This window comes from Cupriavidus malaysiensis (assembly GCF_001854325.1).
GTDB lineage: Bacteria > Pseudomonadota > Gammaproteobacteria > Burkholderiales > Burkholderiaceae > Cupriavidus > Cupriavidus malaysiensis.
Genome location: NZ_CP017754.1, coordinates 3,686,555 through 3,712,880, shown reverse-complemented (window position 1 = coordinate 3,712,880; position 26,326 = coordinate 3,686,555). Strand labels below are relative to the sequence as shown.

At 69.4% G+C, this 26,326-nt stretch carries 26 protein-coding genes and 1 riboswitch; of the genes, 11 read left to right on the top strand and 15 right to left on the bottom strand.

The genetic code is table 11. From position 1 onward, the window contains the following. A complete protein-coding gene (locus BKK80_RS16800) occupies positions 1-654 on the top strand; it encodes a glutathione S-transferase family protein (protein WP_071014827.1) in 654 nt (217 codons plus the stop codon). A 23-nt stretch (positions 655-677) separates the two neighbouring features. Here BKK80_RS16800 and BKK80_RS16795 read toward each other — a convergent pair whose 3' ends face one another. Beyond that, positions 678-2,684, bottom strand: coding sequence for an acetoacetate--CoA ligase (locus tag BKK80_RS16795; protein WP_071070265.1), 2,007 nt, complete (start codon positions 2,682-2,684; stop codon positions 678-680). 145 nt (positions 2,685-2,829) lie between these two features. Next, on the bottom strand, positions 2,830-4,362 hold the full coding sequence (gene ubiD, locus BKK80_RS16790; protein WP_071070263.1) for a 4-hydroxy-3-polyprenylbenzoate decarboxylase: 1,533 nt from the start codon (positions 4,360-4,362) through the stop codon (positions 2,830-2,832). A 628-nt stretch (positions 4,363-4,990) separates the two neighbouring features. Between ubiD and BKK80_RS16785 the strand changes: the two genes are divergently transcribed. Beyond that, complete coding sequence (locus tag BKK80_RS16785) at positions 4,991-6,046, top strand: transglycosylase SLT domain-containing protein (RefSeq protein ID WP_071070261.1); 1,056 nt, start codon at positions 4,991-4,993, stop codon at positions 6,044-6,046. Between the two features lie 234 nt (positions 6,047-6,280). On the opposite strand, the gene BKK80_RS16780 is transcribed toward BKK80_RS16785, so the two are convergent. The 13 genes from BKK80_RS16780 to glyA form a co-directional block, all read right to left on the bottom strand. Beyond that, the gene (locus tag BKK80_RS16780; protein WP_071070259.1) at positions 6,281-7,468 is read right to left on the bottom strand and encodes a pyridoxal phosphate-dependent aminotransferase; all 1,188 of its coding nucleotides are present in this window, start codon (positions 7,466-7,468) and stop codon (positions 6,281-6,283) included. A gap of 166 nt (positions 7,469-7,634) precedes the next feature. Further along, positions 7,635-8,108 carry a transcription antitermination factor NusB gene (gene nusB / locus BKK80_RS16775; RefSeq protein WP_071014815.1) on the bottom strand — a complete coding sequence of 158 codons (474 nt, stop codon included), beginning with the start codon at positions 8,106-8,108 and terminating at the stop codon, positions 7,635-7,637. Then, positions 8,101-8,607 (bottom strand): 6,7-dimethyl-8-ribityllumazine synthase, encoded by a 507-nt coding sequence (gene ribH / locus BKK80_RS16770; protein WP_071014812.1) that lies wholly within the window; start codon positions 8,605-8,607, stop codon positions 8,101-8,103. Before ribH ends, nusB begins: the two co-directional genes overlap by 8 nt. A 67-nt stretch (positions 8,608-8,674) precedes the next feature. Beyond that, positions 8,675-9,787: a bifunctional 3,4-dihydroxy-2-butanone-4-phosphate synthase/GTP cyclohydrolase II gene (ribBA, locus tag BKK80_RS16765; protein ID WP_071014809.1), complete on the bottom strand. Its 1,113-nt coding sequence runs from the start codon at positions 9,785-9,787 to the stop codon at positions 8,675-8,677. 250 nt (positions 9,788-10,037) lie between these two features. Next, a complete protein-coding gene (ribD, locus tag BKK80_RS16760; RefSeq protein WP_071014806.1) occupies positions 10,038-11,156 on the bottom strand; it encodes a bifunctional diaminohydroxyphosphoribosylaminopyrimidine deaminase/5-amino-6-(5-phosphoribosylamino)uracil reductase RibD in 1,119 nt (372 codons plus the stop codon). A gap of 62 nt (positions 11,157-11,218) precedes the next feature. Further along, positions 11,219-11,761, bottom strand: coding sequence for a GspH/FimT family pseudopilin (locus tag BKK80_RS16755; protein ID WP_071038069.1), 543 nt, complete (start codon positions 11,759-11,761; stop codon positions 11,219-11,221). Between the two features lies 1 nt (position 11,762). Beyond that, entirely contained in the window at positions 11,763-12,233 is a 471-nt protein-coding gene (locus tag BKK80_RS16750) for a type IV pilin protein (RefSeq protein ID WP_071070256.1), read from the bottom strand. Then, positions 12,230-13,933: a pilus assembly protein gene (locus tag BKK80_RS37470; RefSeq protein WP_071014799.1), complete on the bottom strand. Its 1,704-nt coding sequence runs from the start codon at positions 13,931-13,933 to the stop codon at positions 12,230-12,232. The genes BKK80_RS16750 and BKK80_RS37470 overlap by 4 nt, the downstream gene beginning before the upstream one ends. Beyond that, a complete protein-coding gene (locus BKK80_RS16740) occupies positions 13,930-14,568 on the bottom strand; it encodes a pilus assembly protein (RefSeq protein WP_084545600.1) in 639 nt (212 codons plus the stop codon). The genes BKK80_RS37470 and BKK80_RS16740 overlap by 4 nt, the downstream gene beginning before the upstream one ends. Then, positions 14,565-15,488, bottom strand: a complete 924-nt coding sequence (locus tag BKK80_RS16735; protein ID WP_071070253.1) for a PilW family protein — start codon at positions 15,486-15,488, stop codon at positions 14,565-14,567. The genes BKK80_RS16740 and BKK80_RS16735 overlap by 4 nt, the downstream gene beginning before the upstream one ends. 83 nt (positions 15,489-15,571) lie before the next feature. Next, the gene (locus BKK80_RS16730) at positions 15,572-16,111 is read right to left on the bottom strand and encodes a hypothetical protein (RefSeq protein ID WP_071038072.1); all 540 of its coding nucleotides are present in this window, start codon (positions 16,109-16,111) and stop codon (positions 15,572-15,574) included. A gap of 381 nt (positions 16,112-16,492) precedes the next feature. Then, positions 16,493-16,960 (bottom strand): transcriptional regulator NrdR, encoded by a 468-nt coding sequence (gene nrdR, locus BKK80_RS16725; protein ID WP_071014786.1) that lies wholly within the window; start codon positions 16,958-16,960, stop codon positions 16,493-16,495. Between the two features lie 159 nt (positions 16,961-17,119). Then, positions 17,120-18,367 carry a serine hydroxymethyltransferase gene (gene glyA, locus BKK80_RS16720; protein WP_071014784.1) on the bottom strand — a complete coding sequence of 416 codons (1,248 nt, stop codon included), beginning with the start codon at positions 18,365-18,367 and terminating at the stop codon, positions 17,120-17,122. 119 nt (positions 18,368-18,486) lie between these two features. Further along, a riboswitch (ZMP/ZTP riboswitch) is annotated at positions 18,487-18,587 on the bottom strand. Between the two features lie 117 nt (positions 18,588-18,704). Here glyA and ybgC point away from each other — a divergent pair. From ybgC to BKK80_RS16675, 9 genes are all read left to right on the top strand, one after another. Continuing rightward, positions 18,705-19,109: a tol-pal system-associated acyl-CoA thioesterase gene (ybgC, locus tag BKK80_RS16715; protein WP_071016533.1), complete on the top strand. Its 405-nt coding sequence runs from the start codon at positions 18,705-18,707 to the stop codon at positions 19,107-19,109. Beyond that, complete coding sequence (gene tolQ, locus BKK80_RS16710) at positions 19,106-19,789, top strand: protein TolQ (protein WP_071014782.1); 684 nt, start codon at positions 19,106-19,108, stop codon at positions 19,787-19,789. The genes ybgC and tolQ overlap by 4 nt, the downstream gene beginning before the upstream one ends. 21 nt (positions 19,790-19,810) lie before the next feature. Then, entirely contained in the window at positions 19,811-20,248 is a 438-nt protein-coding gene (gene tolR / locus BKK80_RS16705) for a protein TolR (protein WP_071014780.1), read from the top strand. Between the two features lie 56 nt (positions 20,249-20,304). After that, positions 20,305-21,444, top strand: a complete 1,140-nt coding sequence (gene tolA, locus BKK80_RS16700) for a cell envelope integrity protein TolA (protein WP_071070251.1) — start codon at positions 20,305-20,307, stop codon at positions 21,442-21,444. Between the two features lie 199 nt (positions 21,445-21,643). After that, positions 21,644-22,924: a Tol-Pal system beta propeller repeat protein TolB gene (gene tolB / locus BKK80_RS16695; protein WP_071014774.1), complete on the top strand. Its 1,281-nt coding sequence runs from the start codon at positions 21,644-21,646 to the stop codon at positions 22,922-22,924. Positions 22,925-22,939: 15 nt separating this feature from the next. Continuing rightward, a complete protein-coding gene (gene pal / locus BKK80_RS16690) occupies positions 22,940-23,452 on the top strand; it encodes a peptidoglycan-associated lipoprotein Pal (RefSeq protein WP_071014771.1) in 513 nt (170 codons plus the stop codon). A 16-nt stretch (positions 23,453-23,468) separates the two neighbouring features. Further along, the gene (gene ybgF, locus BKK80_RS16685; protein ID WP_071014769.1) at positions 23,469-24,230 is read left to right on the top strand and encodes a tol-pal system protein YbgF; all 762 of its coding nucleotides are present in this window, start codon (positions 23,469-23,471) and stop codon (positions 24,228-24,230) included. Between the two features lie 177 nt (positions 24,231-24,407). After that, positions 24,408-25,091, top strand: a complete 684-nt coding sequence (gene queC, locus BKK80_RS16680; RefSeq protein ID WP_071014766.1) for a 7-cyano-7-deazaguanine synthase QueC — start codon at positions 24,408-24,410, stop codon at positions 25,089-25,091. Positions 25,092-25,147: 56 nt separating this feature from the next. Beyond that, the gene (locus tag BKK80_RS16675) at positions 25,148-26,263 is read left to right on the top strand and encodes a YeeE/YedE family protein (protein WP_071014764.1); all 1,116 of its coding nucleotides are present in this window, start codon (positions 25,148-25,150) and stop codon (positions 26,261-26,263) included. Positions 26,264-26,326: the final 63 nt, after the last annotated feature.

The following is a 26,326-nucleotide window of genomic DNA, read 5'->3' as shown; positions in this document are numbered from 1 at the left end:
ATGGCAAAGACGACGCTCACCATCAGCAGCAAGACTTATTCGTCCTGGTCACTGCGGGGCTGGCTGCTGGCCCGTTTCGCCGGCCTGGAGTTCGAAGAGGTGCTGGTGCCGCCGGATGATGCCGCGGTGCGGGCCGAACTGCTGCTGCTGTCCCCCTCCATCCTGGTGCCCTGCCTGCGCCATCAGGGCGTCACGGTATGGGATACGCTGGCCATCGCCGAATATCTCAACGAGGTCAAGCCGAAGGCCGGGCTGCTGCCGGCCGATCGCGCCGCGCGCGCGCACTGCCGCGCCATCTGCGGCGAGATGCACTCGGGTTTCGCGGCCATGCGCGCGGCCTTGCCGATGAACCTCAAGGGACACTTCCCCGGGCTCAAGGTGTGGTCGCGCGCGCAGGCCGACATCGACCGCATCTGCGCGATCTGGAGCGAGTGCCTGGATCGCTACGGCGGCCCCTACCTGTTCGGCTCTCGCACCATGGCCGATGCCATGTACGCGCCGGTGGTGACGCGCTTCGTCACCTACGGCGTGCAGGTCGATCCGCTGCCGCTCGCCTACTGCAAGCAGATCCTGGCGATGCCCGAGTTGCAGGAGTGGACCGCCGCGGCCAAGCAGGAGCCGGACGAGATCAGCGAACTGGACGTGGAGTTCTGAAGTGCCGTCGCGCGGCCGGCTGCTCAGGCCTGGGCGCCGCGCGCGGCCAGGTAGGTTCGCGCGTAGGCGAAGTACCAGGCCAGGCAGTCCGGATTGGCCATGGCATCGCGATTGGCGATCTTGTCCTCCGGGTGGCCCAGCAGCAGCTTCTTGACCGGTACCTCCATCTTCTTGCCCGAGAGCGTGCGCGGCACCGCCGGTACCTGCAGTATCTCGTTGGGCACGTGGCGCGCGGACAATGCCTCGCGGATGCGGGCGCGCAGGGTGTCGCGCAGCGCATCGTCCAGGGCCATACCCTCGCGCAGGACCACGAACAGCGGCATGTAGGACTCGCGGCCGAGGTATTCGAGGTCGACCACCAGGCTGTCGAGCACCTGCGGCAGTTCTTCCACCACCCGGTACAGCTCGCTGGTGCCCATGCGGATGCCGTGCCGGTTGATGGTGGCATCGGAGCGCCCGTAGATGATGGCGCCGCCGCGCGCGGTGATCTTGATCCAGTCGCCGTGGCGCCAGACGCCGGGGTAGACGTCGAAATAGCTGTCGCGGTAGCGCTGGCCGTCGCGGTCGCCCCAGAGATAGAGCGGCATCGAAGGCATGGGCTCGGTGCAGACCAGCTCGCCGACTTCGTCGATCAGCGCCTTGCCGTGCTCGTCGAAGGCTTCCACCTTGGCACCCAGGCAGCGGCACTGCATCTCGCCGGAATAGACGGGCAGCAGCGGGCAGCCGGCCACGAAGGAGCCGGCGAAGTCGGTGCCGCCGGACATCGGCGCGAGCCAGATGTCTTCGCGCACCTCTCGGTAGATCCAGTCGTAGGCTTCGGCCGGCAGCGGCGAGCCTGTCGCGCCCAGCATGCGCAGGCGCGACAGGTCGGCGACCTGGGCGGGCCGGATGCCGGCCTTCATGCCGCCGGTGAAGAAGGCCGCACCCGCGCCGAAGGCGGTCACGCCGGCCTGCTCGACGAAGCGCCACAGCACGCCGGCATCGGGCCAGGCCGGGTTGCCGTCGTAGATGGCGATGGTGGTGCCCAGCAGCAGCCCTGCCACCTGGGCATTCCACATGATCCAGCCGCTGCTGCTGTACCAGTGGAAGACGTCGTCGGTCCCCAGGTTGTTGTGGAAGGCCATCAGCTTGAGCTGCTCGATGACCACGCCGCCGTGGCCATGGACGATGGGTTTGGGGCTGCCGGTGGTACCCGACGAATAGACGATCCACAGCGGGTGGTCGAATGGCACCGGCTCGACCGCCAGCGGCACGGTGTGCGCCAGCACGTCCTGCCAGGCGTGCAGGCGCACGCCCGCCGGCAGGTTCGGCGCGATGCCCAGCTGCGGTACCAGCACCACATGCTCGAGCGAGGGCAGGGCGGCCAGCAGGTCGGCCAGCACCGGCGTGCGGTCGAAGGCCTTGCCGCCGTAGCGGTAGCCGTCGACGGCCACCAGCACCTTGGGTTCGATCTGGCGGAAACGGTCGGCCACCGCGACCTGACCCATGTCGGGTGCGCAGCCCGACCAGATCGCGCCGAGGCTGGCGGTGGCCAGGAAGGCGACCAGGGTGGCGGGAATATTGGGCAGGTAGCCCGCCACGCGATCGCCGCGCCCCACGCCCATGCCGCGCAGCGCGTGGGCCAGCGCCGCGACCTGGCGCTCCAGTTCCTCCCAGCTCAGTTCGGCCAGCGGCTGTGCCTCGCCGGCGAAGCGGACCGCCGCGCGCCGGCGTGCCGCGCCGGTGCCGCCGTGGCGGAAGACCTGCTGCACATAGTTGAGGGTGGCGCCCTCGAACCAGCGCGCGCCCGGCATCTCGCGGCGTGCCAGCACCGCCTGCGGCGGGCTGTCGAAGCGCAGGTCGAAATAGGCGCGCACGGCGTCCCAGAAGGCCTCGATCTCGGTCACCGACCACTGCCACAGGCTGGCGTAGTCGGCAAAGGCGAGGCCGCGCTCGTCGGCCAGCCAGCGCATGAACTGTGCGATCTGGCTGCCATCACGGAACGCCGCGGACGGCGTCCACATCAGTTTTCCTTCTTCCAGCGTGGTCATGCTTGTCTCCTCCGTGGTCCGTCTTGGCGCGGACGCGGGTGGTTGGCGGGCCGGTCTCCGGACCGGATGCGCGGCGCGCTGCCGGCGGCAGGTGCCTGCGCGATGCTCCATGATACCGGCAGTGCACCCGGCGCTGCCGGCGGTGTCAGCGGCCGCCCGCCGGGGCCGCGAACAAGGTCTCCCACATGCCGTCCACGCGCGCCTTGACGGCCTCGTCCATCTCGATGGCACGGCCCCATTCCCGCGTGGTCTCGCCCGGCCATTTATCGGTGGCGTCGATGCCCATCTTCGAGCCCAGGCCGGAGACCGGCGAGGCGAAGTCCAGGTAGTCGATCGGCGTGTTGTCCACCATCACCGTGTCGCGGCTGGGATCGACGCGCGTGGTGATGGCCCAGATCACTTCCTTCCAGTCGCGCACGTCGATGTCGTCGTCCACCACCACGATGAACTTCGTATACATGAACTGGCGCAGGAAGCTCCAGACGCCGAACATGACCCGCTTGGCGTGGCCGGCGTACTGCTTCTTCATGCGCACCAGGGCCATGCGGTAGCTGCAGCCTTCCGGCGGCAGGTAGAAGTCGGTGATCTCGGGGAACTGCTTCTGCAGCAGCGGTACGAACACTTCGTTGAGCGCCACGCCGAGCACGGCCGGCTCGTCGGGCGGCTTGCCGGTGTAGGTGGAGTGGTAGAGCGGGTCGCGCCGCATGGTGATGCGGTCGATGGTGAAGACGGGGAACCAGTCCTGCTCGTTGTAGTAGCCGGTATGGTCGCCGTACGGCCCTTCCAGCGCATGCTGGTAGCCGGACGGATGGGATGGGTCGGGCTGGATGTGGCCTTCGAGGACGATTTCCGCGCTGGCCGGCACGTTCAGCTCGGACAGCGTCGGCGTGAGGCAGGACGCCAGTTCGGTGCGGCTGCCGCGCAGCAGGCCGGCGAACTGGTACTCCGACAGCGTATCGGGTACGGGCGTCACCGCGCCGAGGATGGTGGCCGGGTCGGCGCCGAGCGCCACCGCGATCGGGAAGGGCTTGCCGGGGTTGGCCAGCGCGTGCTCGCGGAAGTCCAGCGCGCCGCCGCGGTGTGCCAGCCAGCGCATGATGACCTGGTTGCGGCCGATCACCTGCTGGCGGTAGATACCGAGATTCTGGCGCTTCTTGTGCGGGCCGCGCGTCACCACCAGGCCCCAGGTGATCAGCGGCGCGGCGTCGCCCGGCCAGCAGGTCTGGATCGGCAGGCGCGACAGGTCTACGTCCGCCCCTTCCCACACGATCTCCTGGCAGGCCGGGGACGAGATGCGCTTGGGCGCCATGTCCCATACCGACTTGGCCAGCGTCAGCAGCTTGCCGGCCTCGCGCAGGCCGCGCGGCGGATCGGGTTCCTTCAGTGCCGACAGCACGCGGCCGATGTCGCGCAGGTCGGCCAGCGATTCCGCGCCCATGCCGAGCGCGACCCTGCGTGGGGTCCCGAACAGATTGGCCAGCACCGGCACCTTATAAACCGGCTCAGGGCCGCCATCGCGGGCAGGACGTTCGAACAGTACCGCCGGCCCGCCGGCTCGCAGCAGCCGATCGCAGATCTCGGTCATCTCCAGGTTGGGCGATACCGGCGCGGCAACGCGCTTCAACTCGCCCTGCGCCTCGAGTTTGCCGAGGAAGTCGCGCAAGTCCTTGTATTTCATGATGAATTGATAGGGCTCGGCGGCATGAGGCCACCTTGCCTCGAGTCATTGATATGTCTTTTGGCGCACTTTATGTAAAGATCGCGCAAATTTTTTAGGGATTGGTGCGGGGGCGAATTGTAAGTTTTTTGTACCCACAGGTCAGGGGCCACCACCCGCCAGCCCAAGACAGTACGCCGATTCCGGGCGCCCAGGTGCTCTCAAGGCAGCGACAATAGGTCTGTTACATATAGCTAAAAGTTTTGTTTTTTTGAATCGTTATTATTGACGGGGTATAAAACGGTTCCTACAATCCGGTCTGCTCAATGGAGTGTTGCGTCGCAACATGGATTCCGCCCCGCTGTCAAGAGGGGAAGCAGCGGAATCTTCCATTTCGGACCGGTAATGCAAAAGTATCTGGCACGATGCTCGCAGCGGTCATCCCGGTGTCGCCGGGGCGTTTGAGCCATTCGCAGCAGGGTGCGTTCCCCCAAGAGCGTACCCTGTTTCTCGTTGGACGCATGGGGAGCGTCCACCAACAGGTGCCGGCCGTCCCTGCTAGACGGCGCAGCATCCTTACTTGAGTACGTTGGGATCGGGCGTGTGGCCTTCATCGGCCGCCCGCAGCGGACAACGGATGGAGGTAAGCATGAGTGGTTGGAAAACCCTTCATCTTCCCGGTGTCGGGCGGGCATTGCAGGTCCGCCTTCGAACGCCGGTTCCGGGTGTGACCCGGTCGCTGCAGGTGCGACTGGCGCACCCCGTGGCGGGACGCGCGTTGCGCGGTGGCCGCCTGACCTTGAAGTACGCCTTGAACAGTGTGGGCGTGATGGCTGTGGTGGCCGCCGTCTCGCTGTCGTTGAGCCAGGAATGGCGCACCGCGCTGGCCGGCCTGCTGGCCGGCGAGCAGGCACCGTCGGTGCTGCTGGAGTCGGCCGCTACGCCGTCCAGCAGCGCGGATACGGCCGCGGCCGCGCTTGGCTATCCGCGTGGTGGCCTGCCGACCGTGACCGGCGTGGACGAGTGGAGCCTGAGCGCTGCCGGCAAAGTGCCGTCGGTGGCGCATCTGGCGGCACAGATCCCGCTGCAGCGGGTGGCGCAGGACGCACGCGACAAGGCTGGCGTGCTGGGCACGGCGCGCGAGCAGGCGGCGGTGGCCGAGTACATCGCCCGCAAGTACCGCGTGGCGGCGGAGGCGACCGCACAGCTGGTCAAGGCCGCCTATATGACGGGCCGCGAGGTCGGTATCGATCCGCTGCTGATTCTCGGCGTGATTGCCATCGAGTCCAGCTTCAATCCTTATGCCGAGAGCGGCGTGGGTGCGCAGGGCCTGATGCAGGTGATGACCAAGGTCCACCAGGACAAGTACGAAGCCGTGGGCGGCGTGACCGCCGCGCTGAACCCGTACGCAAACATCAAGATCGGTGCGCTGGTGCTGAAGGACTGCATCGCCCGCGCCGGTTCGATCGAGGGCGGGCTCAAGTTCTATGTGGGCGCCACCACCAGCACCGACGGCGGCTACGGCGCCAAGGTGCTGGCCGAGCGTGCCCGCCTGCGCCAGGTGCTGGGCGTGCGCGCCGCGCCGGAGCCGCTGGGCAAGCCCGCTGCGGTCACGGTCAAGACCACCGAGCGCGGGCAGGGTGCCGAGAAGCTCGAGGCGGCCGGTGCGCCGCCGGCGGTCAGCGGCCCGCACGGCTCGGCCTGAGCCCGGCGTCGCTCGACATCGGCTCTGGCTTCGCACGGCCCCGGTCTTTCCGGGGCCGTGCTCATTCCATCCCGGATGAGCCGTTCCCGCTGGCTGTCGACCGGCCAGTCGGACCGCCCGGCGGCTACGCGCCGTTCCTTTCCCCTTTTCTCTCTCTCCCTGTTTCCATCGGCGTTTCCGTTTGTCGCCGGTCGTGCCGGCGTGGCCTTTGCCTGGCCGGCGGCACCCGGGAGACTAGGCGGCGAACAGCTTGCCGAGCCGCTCCATGGCCAGTTCGATGTTTTCCATCGAGGTGGCATACGAAACACGGATGTAGTCGCTGGCCGTGTGGGCACCGAAGTCCTGCCCCGGCACCAGCACCACGCCTGCCTCCTGCAGCATGGCCTGGGTGAGGCGGTCGGCGTCGCCGGCCGCCGCATGGTTGACGCCGCGGCAGTCCGCGTAGACGTAGAAGGCGCCGTCGGGCTTGACCGGCACGCGGAAGCCCAGGGCTTCCAAGGCCGGCACGATGGCATCGCGGCGGCGGTGGAATTCGGCCTTGCGCGCATCGTAGATGGCCATTGCTTCCGGCGTGAAGCAGGCGAGCGCGGCGTGCTGGGCGACCGCCGAGGCGCAGATAAAGAGGTTCTGCGCAACTTTCTCGAAGGCGTCGACCAATGCGTCGGGTACCACCAGCCAGCCCAGGCGCCAGCCGGTCATGTTGAAGTACTTGGAGAAGCTGTTCACCGTCACCACCTGGTCGTCCAGCGACAGGGCCGAGACCGGCGGGGCGTCGTAGGACAGGCCCTGGTAGATCTCGTCGAGGATGGCGAAGCCCTGGCGCTCGCGCACCGCCGTCAGGATCCGCCGCAGTTCGTCGGGCAGGATGGAGGTGCCGGTGGGGTTGGACGGCGAGGCCAGCAGCACGCCGCGCGTGCGCTCGCCCCAATTGGTCTCTACCTGTGCCGCGGTGAGCTGGAAGCGCTCGGCCGGGCCGCTCGGGATCATCCGCGCCGCACCGTCGAAGGCGGCGACGAAATGGCGGTTGCACGGATAGCTCGGGTCCGGCATCAGCACCTCGGCGCCGATTTCCACCAGTACCGCGCAGGCCAGCAGCAGGGCGCCAGAGGCGCCGGCGGTGACGATCACGCGCCGGGCGGGCACATCGATGCCATAGGCGGTCCGGTAGTAGCCGGCGATGGCCTCGCGCAGGGCGGGGATGCCCAGCGCGCCGGTATATTGCGTGACGCCGCGTCGCATGGCCGCCTCGGCCGCGCGCACGACCGGTTCGGCCGCTGTGAAGTCGGGCTCGCCGATGCCCATGTGCACGATATGGCGGCCGGCGCGCTCCAGCTCGGCGGCCTGCTTGGCCAGTTCCATCACGTGGAAGGGGGCGATGTGGGCGAGGCGGGAGGCGGTGGCGATGCGCTGCTGCAGGTCCATGGGTCTGGGGGCCCTTGACGGCCCATTAGAGTTGGAACGCCGACAGTTCGACGATTCGACGATGCGGCGGTTCAAGCGGGAGAAAAGACAACACCCGCCGTGGCGGGTGCTGTGACTGGCCGGTTCATGCGGACGGCACCGTTGGCGGGCCGTCGCCATCAGCCGTTCAGCGCCGGGCGGCGACCTCGGGGGCGCGCACCTGGGCGGCGACCTTGTCGAGCACGCCGTTGACGTACTTGTAACCCTCGACGCCGCCAAAGGTCTTGGTCAGTTCGACGGCCTCGTTGATGACGACCCGGTAGGGGATGTCCACGCAGTGCACCAGTTCGTAGCAGCCGATCAGCAGGGCGGCCCGCTCGACCGGCGACAGTTCGTCGACACCACGGTCCAGGAAGGGCTCGAAGGCGGCCGTCAGGCGGGCTTCCTCGCGCGTGGCGCCGTTGAGCAGCGCGTCGAAGTGCTCGCGGTCGGCCTTGCTGAAGCCTTGCGCATCATGCAGGTGCGCCTGGATCGCGCCGATGTCGTTGCGGTTCAGCAGCCACTGGTACAGGCCCTGCAGCGCCAGTTCGCGCGAGCGGCGGCGTGCGCTCTTGGGCGGAGCCTTTGCGGCCGGCTTGCCGGCTTGGGGCGCGTCACTCATCGTCTTCCTCGTCTTCTTCCTCGTCCTGGTCATGGCGCAGCGAATCGAGCGCCACTACCAGGTTGGCCATCTCGACCGCGGCGCGGGCGCAGTCGCGGCCCTTTTCGCGCGTGCGGGCGTGCGCCTGGGCGTCGGTGTCGACGGTCAGGATGCCGTTGGCGATCGGCATGTTGAAGTCGAGGCCGACGCGGGTGATGCCGGCGCCGGATTCGTTCGAGACCAGCTCGAAGTGGTAGGTCTCGCCGCGCACGACCGCGCCCAGCGCGATCAGGGCGTCGAACTGGCCGCTCTCGGCCATCTTCTGCAGCGCCAGCGGCACTTCCAGCGCGCCGGGGACGGTGACGACCAGAGTATCCTCGCCTTCCACGCCGAGCTTTTCCAGCTCGGCCACGCAGGCTTCGCGCAATTCGTCGCAGACGGGCTCGTTGAAGCGTGCCTGCACGATGCCGATACGCAGTCCCTCGCCTTCGAGGTTGCTGGGATAGAAACCGTGATCCATCGTAATTCTCCTGTATTCGGTAGGCGACCGTGCCAGGCGCGGCCGCCGGTGTCTTGGGGGAGGCCGCTCAGTCCGCGCAGCCGGCGCCCATCGGCTGGTAGCCGGTGACCTCGAGATCGTAGCCGGTCATGCTGGGCATCTTCTGCGGCGATGCCAGCACGCGCATCTTGCCCACGCCCAGGTCCTTGAGGATCTGCGCGCCGGTGCCATAGGTACGCAGGTCATGCTTCTGGCGCGGGCGGTCCTGCGGTGCGTCGAGCGCGCTGAACTGGCGGAACAGCTGCTCGGGCGTATCGCCGCAGTTGAGCATCACCATCACGCCGTGCTCAGCCTGGGCGATCACCTCCAGCGCCGCGGGCACGCTCCACGAGTGCGTCGTGCGCGCCACTTCCAGCAGGTCCAGGACCGACAGCGGTTCGTGCACGCGCACCAGCGTCTCGCGATCGGGGTGCGGCTGGCCCTTGACCATCGCCAGGTGGGCGCTGCCGCTCGGCTTGTCGCGGTAGGCGATGCAGTGGAAGGTGCCCTGCGGCGTCTGCATGCTGCGTTCGCCCACGCGCTCGATGATGCTCTCGGTGCGGCTGCGGTAGTGGATCAGGTCGGCAATGGTGCCGATCTTGATGCCGTGCTCCTGGGCGAACTCGATCAGGTCCGGCAGGCGCGCCATCGTGCCGTCGTCCTTCATGATTTCGCAGATCACGGCCGCCGGGGTCAGGCCCGCCAGGCCCGCCAGGTCGCAGCCGGCCTCGGTGTGCCCGGCACGGATCAGCACGCCGCCGGGCTGGGCCTTGAGCGGGAAGATGTGGCCGGGCTGGACCAGGTCCGACGGCCTGGCGTCCCGGGCCACCGCCGCCTGCACGGTGCGGGCGCGGTCGGCTGCCGAGATGCCGGTGGTCACGCCCTCGGCCGCTTCGATCGATACGGTGAAGTTGGTGCCGTGCTGGGTGCCGTTGCGGGACACCATCGGATGCAGCTCGAGCTGCGCGCAGCGCTCGGCGGTCAGCGTCAGGCAGATCAGGCCGCGGCCGAACCTGGCCATGAAATTGATGGCTTCCGGCGTGACGAAATCCGCTGCCAGAACCAGGTCGCCCTCGTTTTCGCGGTCCTCTTCGTCGACCAGGATGACCATGCGGCCGGCACGGATTTCGGCAATGATGTCTTCGGTACGGGCGATTGTCATGGAAGCTGGACGAAGCTGAAACGGAAACGGGCAGGAGGCGGACGGGCGTGCCCGGCAAGAGGCCGGGCCGAACGGTCGGCCGCTGGCGGGGCGGGCGCGGTCAAGGCCGGTATTGTACGCCAAGCGGGCCGCTCCGGCTTCCCGGGCGTGCCGATGCGGCCGGTCCCGCGCCCGGACCGCAGCAGGCTCCGCGCCCGCCTGAGCGGCCACGTCGGGCCGAAGCCCGGCGCGACAGGGCGGCGGCGCGCCGTCAGGCGTGGTCGGCGCGGCGGGCGAGCAGGCGCAGGTCGTCGCCGATCTGGCGCACCTCATGCCAGCGGAAAGCGGGCGCATCTTCCAGACGCGCCAGGGCGGGCAGGTTGAACATGCCTTGTGCGTCACCCAGCAGCCTCGGCGCCAGGTAGACCAGCAACTCATCGGCGCAGTGTTCGCGCACCAGCGAGCCATTCAGCTTGTTACCGGCCTCGGCGTGCAGCTCGTTGATGCCGCGCCGGCCCAGTTCCACCATCATCTGGTGCAGGTCGACCTTCCCTTGCGCATTGGCCAGCACGATCACCTCGACACCGCGCGCTTCCAGCTCGCGGCGGCGCTCCGGCGCGTCCACCGCGCAGAAGACCAGTGCCGGCCTGCCGAAGGGGCCGTGCTGGGGGGCCAGCATGCGAGCGTCCAGCGGGACTTCCAGCCGCGAATCGACCAGCACGCGCTGCGGCTGGCGCGGTGTCTCGACGGCGCGCACGGTCAATTGCGGATCGTCGTCGCGCACGGTGCCGATGCCGGTCAGGATGGCGCACGCGCGGGCGCGCCAGGCATGGCCGTCGTCCCGTGCCGCCTGGCCGGTGATCCACTGGCTGGTGCCGTCATGCAGTGCGGTGCGGCCGTCGAGCGAGGCCGCCACCTTGACGCGGACCCAGGGCAGGCCGCGCGTCATGCGCGAAACGAAACCGATGTTCAGCTCGCGCGCCTCTTTTTCCAGCAGGCCGCAGCGGACGTCGATGCCGGCCGCGCGCAAGCGCTGCAGGCCGCGTCCTGACACGCTCGGATTCGGATCCTCCATGGCGGCGACCACCCGTGCCACGCCGGCGCGGACCAGGGCGTCGGCGCAGGGCGGCGTGCGCCCGAAATGGCTGCAAGGCTCCAGCGTGACGTAGGCGGTGGCGCCGCTCGGGTCGAAGCCGCGCGCGGCGGCGTCCTTCAGGGCCTGGACTTCGGCGTGGTCCTGCCCGGCGGGCTGGGTGGATCCCTGCCCGATGACCTGTCCATGCTTGATCAGTACGCAGCCCACGCGGGGATTGGGCGTGGTGATATACAGGCCGAGCGTGGCGAGCGCCAGCGCCTGTTGCATGGCGGCGTGGTCGGTATCGGAGAACATGAGAGAAATCGCTTGGGTTCCGGTTCGGCTGGCGCGGCGGATGGGCCGGGGGGGCCGCAGGCTCAGGGCGGGTCTGCGTTGCCGCAGTCGATATCCCGACCCGGCGTGCAGATGCGGATCCGGCCCTGCGCGCCGACCTTGAGATGCCGCTGCTCGTCCTGGCAGCGCAGCGCGAAGGTGGCAGCGAAGAAGCCGCCGTGCTCAGACCGAGAGTATCCCACAGCGCTCACACGCAAGGCGGCACCCTCGCCGGCGCCGCGCAGGCGCACGCGCAGACAGGCCTGCTGCAGCGGCACCACAGCCAGCGTGCCGTCGGCGTCGGCGTCGGCCAGGCGCAGGCGCCAGCCGCGGTCGAAACCGGTGGCGCCGGGCAGCGCTTCGAGCAGGACCTCCTGGCGCCGTGCCGCCGCGGTCGAACGAGCCAGCGCCAGCGAGCCGGCCAGGCGGTCCGCGGCATACACCACCCGCTGGCGTGCCAGCCACGCCTGCCAGGCGGGATAGGCCGTTGCGGCCAGGATGGCGAGCAGCGCCAGGCAGCAGAGCAGTTCAACCAGCGTGGCGCCGCGAGCTGCCCGGGGTGGGCCGGAGCAGAGGCAGGGGCGCATCTCAGCAGTCTCCAGGCAAGGGCTGAGGCGGTCCGGCGGCGCCGTCCTGCACCAGCCATTCGCCGGTGCTGCGCAGGATCAGCGTGCCGCAGCGGGGATCCGCCTGCATCGGTACCGCATGCAACTCCACGCAACGGTCGATGCCGGCCTGTGGGCAGGCGGCGGCCAGCAGCATGTGCCGCGCGGCGGCGGGCGGCGGCGGCACCGCGCGCGGCCATTGCCCCGCGACCGTTGCCGGCGCGTCAGGCGCAGCGTAGCTCGCCGTGGCGAGCGCGTGGCGTTCCAGTTCCAGCATGGCGGCGACGAGGGCAGCCTTGGCTTCCTGGCGGCGGCCCCGTTCGATGTGCTGCTGCCAGGCCGGCATCGCGATGGCCGCCAGCACGGCCACGATGGCCAGCGCGAACAGTAGTTCCAGCACTGTGAAGGCGGCCTGGCTGGGCCGTGCGGCAGGCCTGACCGGGTGGCCTCTCACGGCGCGGTCTCCACGGCCGGCGCAGGGATCAGCTCGCGCCAGCCCAGGCGCCCCTTGCGCCGGGAGGCATAGATGCGGTTCAAGGGGGTGGCATGGCCGCCGTCGATGGACCACAGGGTGTAGGCGGCATCTTCCCATTGCGGCGCCTCCGCCCGGGCGGGCGTATCGCCACGTCGCCGCGGCGCTGCCTGCGCGACCAGCAGGTGGGCATCCGGGCCGACGGCGCGGCCGGTCGTGTAATGCGCCGCGGCCTGTCCCGGTCCCAGGCTGCCGATCGACTCGCCGAGACCGGCGCCGACCAGGTAGCCGCGTGGTTGCCGGGCAGCGTCCACGGTGAGGATGGCGACATGGGCCGGTCCCGCCTTCAGCAGGTGCCGTACGCGTTCGCCGGGGTGCGGCAATACCAGTTGCCAGCCGGAAGCAGCGGATGCCGGGGTGCCGCCGGCGCGCCGCAGTACGCTGCCGGCGCCAGTCGTTTCGGCCAGCACTGTTGCGAGTGGCCGGGCTTCCTGCGCGGGTGTGCCCGTGTCGGCCACGGCGCGCACGGTGCTGCCGTGGCCGTAGACCACCAGAGGCCCGCTCGCGGTGGGGAAGATCAGCGGTGCCGCCGCGGTGCCCTGCGGCGCGAGCGGGTCAGCCGGGGCCGGCCGGGCATGCAGGCAGGCGGCAGGCTTGCCGGTGCCGGGCGTCTCGGCGACCGGCAGGTCCCATCGCCATAGCTGTGCTTGATCGTCCACCGCATACGCTGCCCGCGCCAGGCCGTCCGTGTCTTCCAGCACATCGGCGGCGAGGATGGCTGTGGCTTGCTGCCCGCCAGGGCAGGCCTCGCGCGGGAGGGGCAGGGTAAGGTCCGGCGCGCCCACGTCCAGTGGCAGCATGGCGAGGCCGGGACCATCTCCGCTGGCCGACGGGCCGGTCGTGGCCATCACGTGCCAGCGGGGCTGTTGCGGCTTGCCGAGGGCGAGCGCGCGCAGCGGCCCGGTGGCGGTCAATGCCAGCGCAGGCGAGGCGGCGCGTGCCAGCAGTACCGCGGGGGGCGGGCTGCCGGCGACGACGCGGGTGACATCGAGCACGTAGAGGGCGAGGGCGGCCGCCGGCGTACCACCGAGTTGCACGCTGCAAAGCAGGACGGTGCGCCAGGCACCGTCGAGCAGGCGGACGTCGGCGGCCTGCGGAGCCGGGCAGGGCGGGCCGCTCGGCGGTGCCTCCCCGGCGCCGGTGGTGAAGCGGGGTGGGGCGACCGCGGCAAGCACCGCGCCGGTGGCGGCGTCGAAGGCGCGCAGCCGGCCGTCGCCGGCGCCGAGCCAGACCAGGGCGGGGCGGTCGGCCTGGCGTGCCACGAAAGCGGCGTGTCCCTGCTGTCCCGGCAGCCAGGCGGGCGGAGGCAGGCTCACCGGTCGCGCAGGACGGCGCTCGCCGGCTCCGGCCTGGCGCGGGACCGCTACCGTCACCCGCCAGCGGGCTGGCGCCGGCCCGGCCTTGTCGTCCGCAGGCAGGGCGCGCGCCGTCAGGCGTCCGTCCGCTCCTGCCAGGAACACCAGGCCGGCTGGCACCGCCGGCGTCGGCCGTCCGTCTGGGCCGGGGCCGGCGGTCGCGCGACAGGCCGGGGAGGGCAGGCAGGCCAGGCCCGCCGCCACGCCCAGCGCACCCAGCGTCGGCATGGCCGCCCCGACGAAACGCACGATGACGATGGCGCTCATGGCTGGAACTCGCTCTGCAGCACGGCGCGCGCCACGGCGCCGCGGCCCAGGCCGATGGCGGTAATGCGCAGGCGTGGCAGCGGGAGTGTCTCGCCGTAGCCGGAAGCCGGGGGGCTGTCTCCCGCGCTGTCGGGCAGGCGCTCGATCAGGTAGCGCGGCCGCAGGGTGACGCCGGCAGCCTCCGGCGGCAGCTGCGGCAATCGGTTGCCAGTGATGTCGCCGAAGCCGACGCCCATTTCGTGCAGGCCCTGGCCGGCCTCGAGCCAGGCCCGCCAGGCTGGCACGCCGCCGCGTTCGGTGCGGCACAGCCCTCGCAGCGGACCGCTGCCGCATTGTCCGGGGAGCGGCCAATCCGCCAGGCGTGTGCCGGCGCCGCTGGCCACCGCGCGCAGCGACTGGGCGATGTCGGCCTCGGCGTCGAGCAGGGCTGCCTCCGCCGCGTGCAGGGCGATCTCGCGCTCCAACTGCAGCGTGGCGAGTTGCCTGGCTGAAAGCAGGAAGGACAGCAGGGCGAGCGCGCAGCCTGCGGCCGATAGCAGCAGGACTGCCGTCGCCAGCAAGGTGGCGCCGCCGCGGTCGCACGCTCGGCATCGGCGCAGGGCCGGGCTGGGGTGGTGTCGAGGCGACGGGCTCATGGTGCGCCGAGCTCCATCGGATTGCGCAGGCGGAAGGTGGCGGCGAAGACCTTGCGCACCAGTCCGTGACCATCGGCTGGCAGGAATACGGTGTCGCTACCGGGCGCGGCGGGCACGTCCTGCGGACGGCGCGGCAACAGGAGCAGGGGGGCGGCCGGGCCGGCGCCGGCCTGCGGCCGTTCGCCGCGCAGGACCATGGCCACCTGCACGGCACGTACCTGGTTCCAGGCGGCACCGCCGTCCTCGATCTCCGCGGCGGAAAGGAAGTCGTCGACGGCGCCGTCGCCATCGCGGTCCACGCCGTAGCGGAACTGCAGCGTTTCCACACCGCGCACGAGCGCGCCGGAGGTCCACGCGCCGGCCAGTGCCCGCCCGGCCCGCCGGCTGGGGTAGCGGCACAGCAATTGGGGCTCGCCATCGTTGCCGACGCCGAGATAGAGCAGGTTGGCCGCGGCATGTCCGGCGACCGGGGCACCGGCTTCGTCGACCGCCTGCATGGCAAGCGGGTAGCCGCCGCAGTCGGTCATGGTCCCGTCCGGGACGGTCGGGTCGCTGCCTTGCGCGCTGCCGCTCAGGCGAACCAGCAGGGCGTCGCTCGCGCCCGTGGCGCGCCGCCCGCAGGAAAGTGCCTGGCCGATCGCCGGCTGGCCGCAGTCGTCGCGCCCGCTGAGCACCGGCGGCGCGCCGGGTGGCAGCGCGGGGGCGTCGGCCGGACGCCAGCCGGCGTGGCGGACCAGGTGCGCCACGGCTGCCAGCGCGCGCTGGCCGCGTTCCTCGAGCAGGATGCGGTCCACCGCCAGCCGGTAGGCGGCCTGCAGCGCCTGGAAAGTGACGGCGGCCAGGCCCATCACCAGCAGGCCGAGTACCAGTCCGACCAGCAGCTCGACCAGCGACAGGCCGCGATATTGCCCGGTCCGCATGCCGTGCCCGCCGTGGTGGCGGCGCGCAGCGGGAGCCGGCGACGTCCGCGACCTGGCTTGGGAGTTTCGGCGGGCGCCGCCGGTCACGGGCGGCTCCACAGCACGAGCGCCATATCCTGCGGCGCCAGGCCGGCGCGGGCCAGCCGCGCGACCGCCAGCCGGCGCCCGGCAGCGCAGCCGAGGCTGTCGAGGCGGTCGCAGGAGCGCAGCGCCAGTACGCCCGCGCCCTGGAGCGGGGGGAGTGCCCGCTCCGGCGCGTCGGCTTCGATCAGCTCGACCGCGGCGCGGGTGGCGGCGCCGAAGGCCTCGGCATGGCGCAAGGCCTGCAGTGCATGCGGCGAGAGCCCGGCGAGCGGCAGCATGGCCATGATGGCCAGGGCAAGCGCAGCCAGGCTTTCAGTCAGGACGTATCCGGGCCGCTTGCGTGGGTGCCGGCGGCATGGCAAGCGGCGCGCATGCGCGCCGGGGTGCGCTGGGGGCACCAGGTGGCGACGGCCGCGGCGGCCGGCCATCCCGCTGCGCCGGAACAGGCCTGCCCGGCCGCTGCGGATGGGGCGATAGCGGTGGCCGGCGCCGTCGGTGCCGCCGGGACAGTGGGTGCGGATGGGAGCAGGACCTGGCATGGCAGCCTCCGTCGATCTGGTTACCGGTCAGCATAGGGACTGGCTGCCGGACCGACGTGTCGGCCTGTCACGAGTTGGCGTCATCATGTTGCGCCCGCCGGCCTGTCGCCGAGGACCAGGATGCGATGGAGGCATGCCGGCAAGACCTGCCCCGGGTCGGCCGGTACACTACCCGGCATCCGCCACTTCAAGAACCTGGGCAGCGCCGGCAGCTACTCCGATGTCACGCATGGCGTGAACCGCAACTGCGTCAGCGCGGGCACGAGGTCAACACCTGCGCCGACGCCAGCCTGCCGGGCTGAAGCATCAACACCAGCCACGAGCCGGCGCTGGCGACGGCAGTCAGAAGCGTGAAGCGAAAGGGTTGAAGGGAGGCGGCGCTCAGGCCTTGCGGGCCGGGCTGGCGGAAATCTCTTCCAGCACTTCGCGGAATTCCGACACGTCCTCGAAGCTCCGGTAGACCGAGGCAAAGCGGATGTAGGCGATCTTGTCCAGCTTGCGCAGCTCGCGCATCACCAGTTCGCCGACCTGGCTGCTGAGCAGTTCCTTCTGGCCCAGCGACAGCAGTTTTTCCTCGATGCGGGTGATGGCATCGTCGATGGCCTCGGCCGAGACCGGGCGCTTGCGCAGCGCGGTGCGCATGGAGTCCTTGAGCTTGGCGCGGACGTAGTCCTCGCGCGAGCCGTTCTTCTTGACGATGGCGGGAAAGAACAGTTCGATGCGCTCGTAGGTGGTGAAGCGGCGGTCGCAGGATTCGCAGCGCCGGCGGCGGCGCACGGTGTCGCCCTCTTCGGACATGCGGGTGTCAAGCACCTGCGTGTTGGAATGACCGCAGAAGGGACATTTCATGCCTGACCACCTTGGGATGTATGGAGCGGCTGCGCCGGCCGTATTGTGATTCTGTCATGGCGCGCCCGCCTTGACGAGGGGCGGGCGGGCATGCCGGCTGCCGGCATGCCCGAGCCTGGCGCCGCCCGGGCGGGCGGCGGGGCAGGCGGTCTTAATGCCTCAACCGTAGACCGGGAAGCGCTTGGTCAGCGCGGCGACCTGCTCGCGCACGCGCGCGATATTGGCCTCGTCGTGCGGGTTGTCCAGCACGTCGGCGATCAGGTTGGCGACCTGGCGGGCTTCTTCTTCCTTGAAGCCGCGGGTGGTCATGGCCGGCGAGCCCAGGCGGATGCCCGAGGTGACGAAGGGCTTTTCCGGGTCGTTGGGGATGGCGTTCTTGTTGACGGTGATGTGCGCGTCGCCGAGGATCTTCTCGGCTTCCTTGCCGGTGATCTGCTTGGCGCGCAGGTCGACCAGCATCACGTGGCTCTCGGTGCGGCCGGAGACGATGCGCAGGCCGCGCGCGATCAGGGTCTCGGCCAGCACAGCGGCGTTCTTCACCACCTGTTGCTGGTAGGCCTTGAACTCGGGCGCCAGTGCTTCCTTGAAGGCCACGGCCTTGCCGGCGATCACGTGCATCAGCGGGCCGCCCTGGATGCCGGGGAAGATGGCCGAGTTGATGGCCTTCTCGTGCTCGGCCTTCATCAGGATCACGCCGCCGCGCGGGCCGCGCAGGCTCTTGTGCGTGGTGGTGGTGACGAAGTCGGCATGCGGCACCGGGTTCGGATAGACGCCGGCGGCGATCAGGCCGGCGTAGTGGGCCATGTCGACCATGAAGTAGGCGCCGATGGACTTGGCCACGCGGGCGATGCGCTCGAAGTCGATGCGCAGGGCGAAGGCGGACGCGCCGGCGATGATCAGCTTGGGCTTCTTTTCCTGGGCCAGTTTTTCCAGTGCGTCGTAGTCGATGTCTTCCTGGGCGTTCAGGCCGTAGCTGACCACGTTGAACCACTTGCCGCTCATATTGAGGGCCATGCCGTGGGTCAGGTGACCGCCTTCGGCCAGGCTCATGCCCATGATGGTGTCGCCCGGCTTCAGCACGGCGAAGAACACGCCCTGGTTGGCCTGCGAGCCGGAATTCGGCTGTACGTTGGCGGCTTCGGCGCCAAACAGTTGCTTGACGCGGTCGATCGCCAGTTGCTCGACGACGTCGACGTACTCGCAGCCGCCGTAGTAGCGCTTGCCGGGATAGCCCTCGGCGTACTTGTTGGTCAGCTGCGAGCCCTGCGCGGCCATCACGGCCGGCGAGGTGTAGTTTTCCGAGGCGATCAGCTCGATGTGATCTTCCTGGCGCTGGTCTTCCTTCTGGATGGCGGCGAAGAGTTCCGGATCGATCTGGTCGATCGTATAGCGGCTGCGTTCGAACATGGCGGGATTCGTCTTGAAAAGGGGATCCGACTTGGCTTCGGGGGTAGGGCGCGCGGGGGAAGGCACATGCGACCTGCACCGGCCTGGTTGCGGCCGGCGCAGGGCGCACCCTGCTTCCCATTCGCTGCCCAGGCGAGCGGCAGGCGTCTGAACTTCACGCCAGAGAACTTGCGCTTCCTCGTGGTAGTGCCCACTGACTTCGCCAGTCGCGCAAGATGGAATGGTTGGCGCGAGTCTACGCGAGCCTCGGGCCGGCCGCAAGCGGCGCGGCATGGCTGTGGCGGGCAGGCCAAGGGTTTACGTCAATGTCGCGCACGGCTCCGCTACAATCGCGGCCATGACGAACTTTGTCTGGACCCTGCGCGTGTATTGGGAAGATACCGACGCGGGCGGCGTAGTGTTCTACGCCAACTACCTGAAATTCTTCGAACGCGCCCGCACCGAATGGCTGCGGTCGCTCGGCATCGGCCAGCAGGCCCTGTCCGACGAGGCCGGCGTGGTCTTCGTCGTCAGGAGCACGGCGGTGGAATACAATGCGCCCGCCCGCCTGGACGACCAGATCGAGATCCGGACCCGGATTGAACGGGTCGGGCCGGCCTCGGTCCAATTCGCCCAAGAAGCGTGGCGCGGGGAGCAGCAGCTGGCGACCGGCGCCATCCGGGTCGGCTGTGTAGACAAGTCCACATTTCGACCCGCCCCCATCCCCGCCCCCGTCCTCGCAACTATCAAGACCGCCCGATGAATCCCGTGACCGTCTCGCAAGACCTGTCCATCGTTTCGCTGGTGCTGCATGCCAGCCTGCTGGCGCAGGCCGTCATGGCGCTGCTGCTGGTGATGTCCCTGTTCTCGTGGACCTACATCTTCCGCAAGCACATGGCGCTGCGCGCCGCGCGCAGCCAGACCGAAGGCTTCGAGCGCGATTTCTGGGCCGGCGGCGACCTGCAGGCGCTGTATAACAGCGCGGTCAACAACCGCCACAACACCGGGGCGCTGGAACGCATCTTCGAGTCCGGCATGGGTGAATTCCTGAAGGCGCGCGAGCGCAGCAACGACGCCGGAGCGCTGCTCGACGCTGCCCGCCGCGCCATGCGCGCGGCCTACCAGCGCGAGATGGATGTGCTGGAATCGCATCTTCCCTTCCTGGCCTCGGTCGGCTCGGTCAGCCCCTATATCGGCCTGTTCGGCACCGTGTGGGGCATCATGAACGCCTTCCGCGGCCTGTCCAATGTGCAGCAGGCCACCCTGGCCTCGGTGGCGCCCGGCATCGCCGAAGCGCTGGTGGCCACGGCCATCGGCCTGTTTGCCGCCATTCCCGCGGTGATCGCCTACAACCGTTATGCGACCGAGATCGATCGGCTGGCAATCCGTTTCGAGAGCTTCATGGAAGAGTTCCTGAACATCCTGCAGCGCCAGACGCGCTGATCGCCAGCAAGGAGCCAAGCTATGGCAGCTATCCAGCGTCGCGGCGGCTCGCGCCGCCGCGCCAGTGCCGAGATCAACGTCGTGCCGTACATCGACGTGATGCTCGTGCTGCTCGTCATCTTCATGGTGGCCGCGCCGATCGTGAGCCCGGCCGTGGTCGACCTGCCCACGGTGGCCAACGCCACCCCGCAGCAGAAGACGCCGCCCATCGTCGTCACCGTGCACGAGGACGGTGCGTTGAGCGCGCGCGGGCAGGACAGTGCCGGCAAGGCCTTCGACCGCAAGCTCGACAAGGCCGGCCTGATCGCCTTCGTCAACCAGCGCCAGGAAGAGAATCCCGACCAGCCGGTGGTGATCGCCGCCGACCGCTCGGTACGCTACGAGGCGGTGCTGGACGTGATGTCCGAGCTGAAGGCGGATGGCGTCAAGCGTGTCGGTCTGATGGTGAAGTCCAAGTAAGGCGTCCCGCCGGGACCCACTAACGTAACCCGCCTGCCGCGAGTGTCGAAGCGTCGATGAAGAAGGCCGCCTATCCATACCAGCCGGTGCGCGAGAAGGGGACCCTGCGTTCCTTCCTGCTGGCCCTGCTGATGCACCTGCTGCTGGGGCTGGTGCTGTACTACGGCGTGCACTGGCAGAGCAGCACCCCGGTCGGCTCCGAGGCCGAATTGTGGACGGCCGCCGACCTGGCGCCCGCTCCCGCACCCACGCCGGCACCGCCACCCCCGCAGCCCGTCACGCAGCCTGCGCCGGTTGCGCCCGCGCCGTCGGCACGTCAGCAGGCCGAGGAAGAGGCCGACATCGCCCTGCAGCAGCTCAAGCGCCGGCAGGCCGAGGCCGCGGCGCGCGAAGAGGCGCGCAAGCAGGCGGAACGGCGCGAGCGCCAGGCGCGCGAGGAGGCCGAGCGCCAGGCGGCTCAGCGCAAGGAAGACGAACGCCGCAAGGCGGCCCAGCAGGCGGCCCAGCTCGCGGCCCAGCAGGAGCAGCAGCGCAAGGAGCAGCTCAAGGAACAGCAGCTCAGGGCGCAGCAGCTGAAAGAGCAGCAGCTCAAGCAGCAACAGCTGAAGGAACAGCAGCGCAAGGAGGCGGACGCCAAGGCGAAGGCTGACGCGGAAGCGAAGGCCCGGGCGGAAGCCGATGCCAAGGCCAAGGCGGATGCCAAGGCCAAGGCAGAGGCCAAGGCAGAAGCGAAGGCCAAGGCGGATGCCGAAGCCAAGGCCAAGGCAAAGGCCGACGCCGAGGCCAAGGCCAAGGCCGAGGCGGCCGCCAACGCCCAGCGCCGCGGCGAGCTGGCGCGCCTGCAGGCCATGGCGGCCGGTGGCGGCGGCGCTGGCGGAGGCGGGGTCGGCAGCCAGGCCGGCTCCGGTGCCGGCAGTGGCGGCAAGGCCTCGCCGGGCTATGCGGATCGCGTGCGCCGCCGCGTCAAGCCGAACATCATCTTCACCGAAGACGTCGCCGGCAACCCGGCCGCCGTGGTGACGGTGCAACTGGCGCCGGATGGTTCGCTGATGTCGGCCCGCCTCAGCAAGTCGAGCGGCAATGCCGCCTGGGACAACGCCGTGCTGCGCGCGGTCGAGCGTTCGGACCCGTTGCCGCGCGATGAGAACGGCAAGGCGCCGGGCAACTTCACCATCACTTTCCGTCCCAAGGACTGAGGCAGGCACGGCCCCCTATGATTTGCAACTTTGTGCAACTATCAATATCGGGGGTCTGTCCCATCGCTACCATTTCAGGTTGCCTGACGCAGCCCAACGCGAGCATGCGGTATATCGATGCCCGCGTGGTGCGCGCTACGCCGCGCCGTGCCGCCCGCCGGCCGCGCCCCATGAATCTAGATCTTGATTGAGGAGCAGCATGCGAAAGCTCTGGGCCCCCATCCTGCTGTCCGTGACGCTGGCGTTCACCGCCGGTGGCGCACAGGCGCAGCTCAATGTCGAAATCAGCGGGGTTGGCTCCAGCCAGTTCCCGGTGGCCACCGCCAACTTCCAGGGCGAGGCGCAGGCGCCGTTGAGCCTGACCGCCATCATCCGTTCCGACCTGCAGCGCAGCGGCCGCATCCGCAATGTCGATCCGTCCGGCGCCACCGTCGCCGAATCGGCGCAGGTGGACCTGGGCAGCTGGAAGACGCGCGGTGCCGATGCCTTCGTCGCCGGTACCGTGACCCCCACCGGCGGCGGCCAGTACGATGTGCGCTTCCGCCTCTACGACACCGTCAAGGGGCAGAGCCTGGGCGGGCTCGTCTTCAACGTCAACCAGGGCCAGCTGCGTGTCACCGCGCACAAGATCGCCGACTACATCTATGAGAAGCTGCTGGGCGAACGCGGCATCTTCGCCACGCGGCTGTCCTATGTTTCGCGCGTCGGCAACCGCTACCAGCTGCTGATCTCCGACTCCGACGGGCAGAGCCCGCAGGTGGCGCTGACCAGTATCGAACCGATCATCTCGCCCTCGTGGTCGCCCGACGGCCGCCGTGTCGCCTACGTTTCCTTCGAGTCGCGCAAGCCGGTGGTCTATGTGCATGACCTGGCCACGGGCCGCCGCTCCAAGGTGGCGGACTTCAAGGGCAACAACAGCGCGCCGGCGTGGTCGCCGGACGGCCAGCACCTGGCCGTGGCGCTGTCGCGCGACGGCAATACCCAGGTCTACCAGGTCAACGCGGATGGCACCGGACTCAAGCGCCTGAGCCGCAGCAGCGCCATCGACACCGAGCCGATGTACTCGCCGGACGGCCGCAGCATCTACTTCACCAGCGACCGCGGCGGCGGCCCGCAGATCTATCGCATGCCTGCCGATGGCGAATCGAGCGGGGCGGCCCAGCGCGTCACCTTCAAGGGCAGCTACAACGTCAGCCCGCGCATCTCGCCGGACGGCAAGCAACTGGCCTACATCACGCGCGCAGGCGGCTTCAAACTGCAGCTGCTGGATCTCGGTACGGGCGACGTGACCTCGCTCACCGACACCGGCAACGACGAGGCGCCGAGCTTCGCCGCCAACGGCAAGTACATTCTCTACGCCACCCGAGTCGGCGGTCGCTCGGTGCTGGCGGCGGTGTCCACTGACGGGCGTACCCGCCAGGTTCTGTCCCTCCAGTCCGGCGAAGTCCGTGAGCCGTCCTGGGGCCCATTCATGCAATAACAGGAGTGTTCTGCCATGTCCCAACTGATGACCAAGACCCTTGCCGTCGCCGCGCTGCTGGCGCTCGGCGCCTGCAGCTCGGGTGTCAAGCTCGATGACACCGCCAACGCCGGCGCCGGCAAGGGCGGTGCGACCACCGACGCGCGCGCCGTGGCGCCGGTCGACGTCTCGCGCGACGCGCTGAACGACCCGAACAGCCCGCTGGCCAAGCGCAGCGTCTACTTCGATTTCGACAGCTACTCGGTCAAGCCGGAGTACCAGGGCACGCTGACCGAGCATGCCAAGTACCTGGCGGCCCATCGTGACCGCAAGATCCTGATCCAGGGCAACACCGACGAACGCGGCACCAGCGAGTACAACCTCGCGCTGGGCCAGAAGCGCGCCGAAGCGGTGCTGCGCTCGCTGAGCTCGCTGGGCGTGCCCGACAGCCAGATGGAATCGGTCAGCCTGGGCAAGGAGAAGCCGAAGGCGACCGGCCACGACGAAGCCTCGTGGGCGGAAAACCGCCGCGCGGACATCGTCTACTGATCGGACGATCCACGCCATGAATGCACGCGTCTCCAAACTGTCCTGCCTGGCCGCGCTGTCCTGTGCCGGCCTGTTGTGCGCCACGGGCCCGGCGCACGCCGGCGTGTTCGACGATGACGAGGCGCGCCGCGCCATCGTCACCATGCGCGACCAGTTCAACGCCTTCCAGGCCACGGCTTCGCAGCGCATCGACCAGAACAGCCGCGTCCAGCTCGACATGCAGAACCAGCTCGAGAGCCTGCGCCAGGAAGTGGCGCGGCTGCGCGGGCAGAACGAGGTCTTGCAGAACCAGTTGGAGACGCTGCAGAAGCAGCAGAAGGACTACTATGCGGACCTGGATGCACGGCTGAAGAAGTTCGAGCCGCAGCAGGTGACGGTTGACGGCAGGGAAGGGCTGTCGCAGCCGACCGAGAAGCCGGAATACGACGCGGCGCTGCAGCGTTTCCAGGGCGGCGACTTCAAGGGGGCCGGCCAGGCCTTCGCCGCTTTCGCCAAGAAGTATCCGCAGAGTCCTTACCTGCCGCTGGCGCAGTACTGGCTGGGCAACTCGCTGTATGCGCAGCGCGACTACCGCGGTTCCATCAGCGTGCTGCAGAACATGGTGCAGGACAATCCTTCGCATCCCAAGGCACCGGATGCCCTGATCGTCATCGCCAACGACCAGATCGAGTCCGGCCAGAAAGCCGCCGGGCGCAAGACGCTGGAGCTGGTGGTGGCCAAGTACCCGGGCACCGAAGGAGCGCAGGTGGCCAGCAACCGTCTGAAGACGCTGAAGTAACCGTGTGGCGGCGGTGGCCGCCCGCAGTTGGACAAGCCGGACAGCCCGCGCCGTGCGCGGGCTTTTTTCTTGGGCAGGCGTTGCCGTGCGGGGCAGGGGCCGGCCCCGCCGAGGCAGGCTAAAATACCCGGTTACCCCAATTTCCCTAACCGGCGTGCCCAGCGCCGCGCAACCATCATGACCCAACGCGCCATCGTCCTGCTTTCCGGCGGCCTGGACTCCGCCACCGTGCTCGCCATGGCACGCGACCAGGGATTCGAGACCTATGCCCTGTCGATGCGCTACGGCCAGCGCCACTCCTCCGAACTGGAGGCGGCCAAGCGGGTGGCCGCCGCGCTCGGCGCCAAGCGCCACGAGATCATCGACCTGGACCTGCGCCGCTTCGGCGGTTCCGCGCTGACCGACGACGCGCTGGCCGTGCCGACCGATGGCGCCAGCGAGGGCATTCCCGTGACCTACGTGCCGGCACGCAACACCATCATGCTGTCGCTCGCGCTCGGCTGGGCCGAGGCGGTGGGCGGGCGTGACCTGTTCTTCGGCGCCAACGCGGTCGATTACTCCGGCTATCCGGACTGCCGGCCCGAGTACGTGGCGGCCTACGAGACGCTCGCCAACCTTGCCACCAAGGCCGGCGTGGAGGGGCAGCGTATCCATGTGCACGCCCCCATCATCGACATGAGCAAGGCCGACATCATCCGCGAGGGCATCCGCCTGGGCGTCGACTACGGCCTGACGGTGTCCTGCTACCAGGCGGACGACGACGGCCGCGCCTGCGGCGTCTGCGATTCCTGCCGCATCCGCCGCGCCGGCTTCGAGGCCGCTGGCGTGCCCGATCCCACCCGCTACCAGCAGGCCGGCTGAGACCGGCGCCGCGACTCTGATCCTACTGCTGCCACCCTCCGTGCGCCCCCACGCCAATGCCCGATATCGACATCCCCGCGCTTACGCACACGGTGCTGCTGAGCACCTTCGCCCTGACCTTCCTGTTCGGCGCCGTCCTGCAGCGCACACACTTCTGCACCATGGGAGCGGTCTCCGACGTGGTCAACATCGGTGACTGGAGCCGCATGCGCATGTGGGCGCTGGCCATCGGCGTCGCCATGATCGGTACCGGGGCGCTGGCCGCGGCCGGGCTGATCGACCCGACCAAGACCATCTACACGGCCAGCAAGCTGTCGTGGCTGTCCGCGCTGGCGGGCGGGCTGATGTTCGGCTTCGGCATGGTGCTGGCCTCCGGCTGCGGCAGCAAGACGCTGGTGCGCATCGGGGCCGGCAACCTGAAGTCGCTGGTGGTGTTCGTCTTCCTCGGCCTGTCGGCGCTGATGACGCTGCGCGGGCTGTTCGGCGTGGTGCGCGTCAACACCGTGGACGCGGTGGCGCTCGCCCTGCCCACGACCCAGGACCTGCCGTCGCTGCTGGCGCAGGGCAGCGGGCTGTCGCGCGGTGCGCTGCAGCTCGGCCTGGGCCTGGTGCTGGGGGGCGCGCTGTCGCTGTGGGCACTGGCCGGCAAGGGCTTCCGCACCTTTGACAACCTGCTGGGCGGCATCGCGGTCGGCTTGATCATCGTCGGCATGTGGTACGTGTCCGGCCACCTCGGCTATGTGTCGGAGGATCCCAATACCCTGGAGGAGCTGTTCATCGGCACCAACAGCGGCCGCATGGAGAGCCTCAGCTTCGTCGCGCCCTATGCCTACACGATGGACTGGCTGACGATGTTCAGCGACAAGAGCAAGGTGCTGACCGTCGGCATCGTCAGCGTGTTCGGCGTGATCGCCGGCGCCGCGGCCTACGCGCTGGCGACGCGCACCTTCCGCTGGGAAGGCTTCGCCGGTGCCGAGGATGTCGCCAACCATATCGTCGGCGGCCTGCTGATGGGCGCCGGCGGCGTGACCGCGCTGGGTTGCACCATCGGCCAGGGACTGTCAGGGGTGTCGACGCTGGCGCTGGGCTCCTTCATCGCGCTGGCCGGCATCCTGGCCGGCGCGATGCTGGCGTTCCGCTACCAGATGTGGCGCCTCGAACGGATGGTGTAATCAGCCTGTCATCGATCGATGGTTGTTGGCGGACTCTTTCTGTTGACAGTACGCCGGGCGCAT

What these genes read in the sequence shown, in the direction of transcription:
- BKK80_RS16800 (WP_071014827.1), top strand. Translation starts at nt 1, where the DNA reads ATGGCAAAGACGACGCTCACCATCAGCAGCAAGACTTATTCGTCCTGG.
- BKK80_RS16795 (WP_071070265.1), bottom strand. Translation starts at nt 2,684, where the DNA reads ATGACCACGCTGGAAGAAGGAAAACTGATGTGGACGCCGTCCGCGGCG.
- ubiD (WP_071070263.1), bottom strand. Translation starts at nt 4,362, where the DNA reads ATGAAATACAAGGACTTGCGCGACTTCCTCGGCAAACTCGAGGCGCAG.
- BKK80_RS16785 (WP_071070261.1), top strand. Translation starts at nt 4,991, where the DNA reads ATGAGTGGTTGGAAAACCCTTCATCTTCCCGGTGTCGGGCGGGCATTG.
- BKK80_RS16780 (WP_071070259.1), bottom strand. Translation starts at nt 7,468, where the DNA reads ATGGACCTGCAGCAGCGCATCGCCACCGCCTCCCGCCTCGCCCACATC.
- nusB (WP_071014815.1), bottom strand. Translation starts at nt 8,108, where the DNA reads ATGAGTGACGCGCCCCAAGCCGGCAAGCCGGCCGCAAAGGCTCCGCCC.
- ribH (WP_071014812.1), bottom strand. Translation starts at nt 8,607, where the DNA reads ATGGATCACGGTTTCTATCCCAGCAACCTCGAAGGCGAGGGACTGCGT.
- ribBA (WP_071014809.1), bottom strand. Translation starts at nt 9,787, where the DNA reads ATGACAATCGCCCGTACCGAAGACATCATTGCCGAAATCCGTGCCGGC.
- ribD (WP_071014806.1), bottom strand. Translation starts at nt 11,156, where the DNA reads ATGTTCTCCGATACCGACCACGCCGCCATGCAACAGGCGCTGGCGCTC.
- BKK80_RS16755 (WP_071038069.1), bottom strand. Translation starts at nt 11,761, where the DNA reads ATGCGCCCCTGCCTCTGCTCCGGCCCACCCCGGGCAGCTCGCGGCGCC.
- BKK80_RS37470 (WP_071014799.1), bottom strand. Translation starts at nt 13,933, where the DNA reads ATGAGCGCCATCGTCATCGTGCGTTTCGTCGGGGCGGCCATGCCGACG.
- BKK80_RS16740 (WP_084545600.1), bottom strand. Translation starts at nt 14,568, where the DNA reads ATGAGCCCGTCGCCTCGACACCACCCCAGCCCGGCCCTGCGCCGATGC.
- BKK80_RS16735 (WP_071070253.1), bottom strand. Translation starts at nt 15,488, where the DNA reads ATGCGGACCGGGCAATATCGCGGCCTGTCGCTGGTCGAGCTGCTGGTC.
- BKK80_RS16730 (WP_071038072.1), bottom strand. Translation starts at nt 16,111, where the DNA reads ATGCCAGGTCCTGCTCCCATCCGCACCCACTGTCCCGGCGGCACCGAC.
- nrdR (WP_071014786.1), bottom strand. Translation starts at nt 16,960, where the DNA reads ATGAAATGTCCCTTCTGCGGTCATTCCAACACGCAGGTGCTTGACACC.
- glyA (WP_071014784.1), bottom strand. Translation starts at nt 18,367, where the DNA reads ATGTTCGAACGCAGCCGCTATACGATCGACCAGATCGATCCGGAACTC.
- ybgC (WP_071016533.1), top strand. Translation starts at nt 18,705, where the DNA reads ATGACGAACTTTGTCTGGACCCTGCGCGTGTATTGGGAAGATACCGAC.
- tolQ (WP_071014782.1), top strand. Translation starts at nt 19,106, where the DNA reads ATGAATCCCGTGACCGTCTCGCAAGACCTGTCCATCGTTTCGCTGGTG.
- tolR (WP_071014780.1), top strand. Translation starts at nt 19,811, where the DNA reads ATGGCAGCTATCCAGCGTCGCGGCGGCTCGCGCCGCCGCGCCAGTGCC.
- tolA (WP_071070251.1), top strand. Translation starts at nt 20,305, where the DNA reads ATGAAGAAGGCCGCCTATCCATACCAGCCGGTGCGCGAGAAGGGGACC.
- tolB (WP_071014774.1), top strand. Translation starts at nt 21,644, where the DNA reads ATGCGAAAGCTCTGGGCCCCCATCCTGCTGTCCGTGACGCTGGCGTTC.
- pal (WP_071014771.1), top strand. Translation starts at nt 22,940, where the DNA reads ATGTCCCAACTGATGACCAAGACCCTTGCCGTCGCCGCGCTGCTGGCG.
- ybgF (WP_071014769.1), top strand. Translation starts at nt 23,469, where the DNA reads ATGAATGCACGCGTCTCCAAACTGTCCTGCCTGGCCGCGCTGTCCTGT.
- queC (WP_071014766.1), top strand. Translation starts at nt 24,408, where the DNA reads ATGACCCAACGCGCCATCGTCCTGCTTTCCGGCGGCCTGGACTCCGCC.
- BKK80_RS16675 (WP_071014764.1), top strand. Translation starts at nt 25,148, where the DNA reads ATGCCCGATATCGACATCCCCGCGCTTACGCACACGGTGCTGCTGAGC.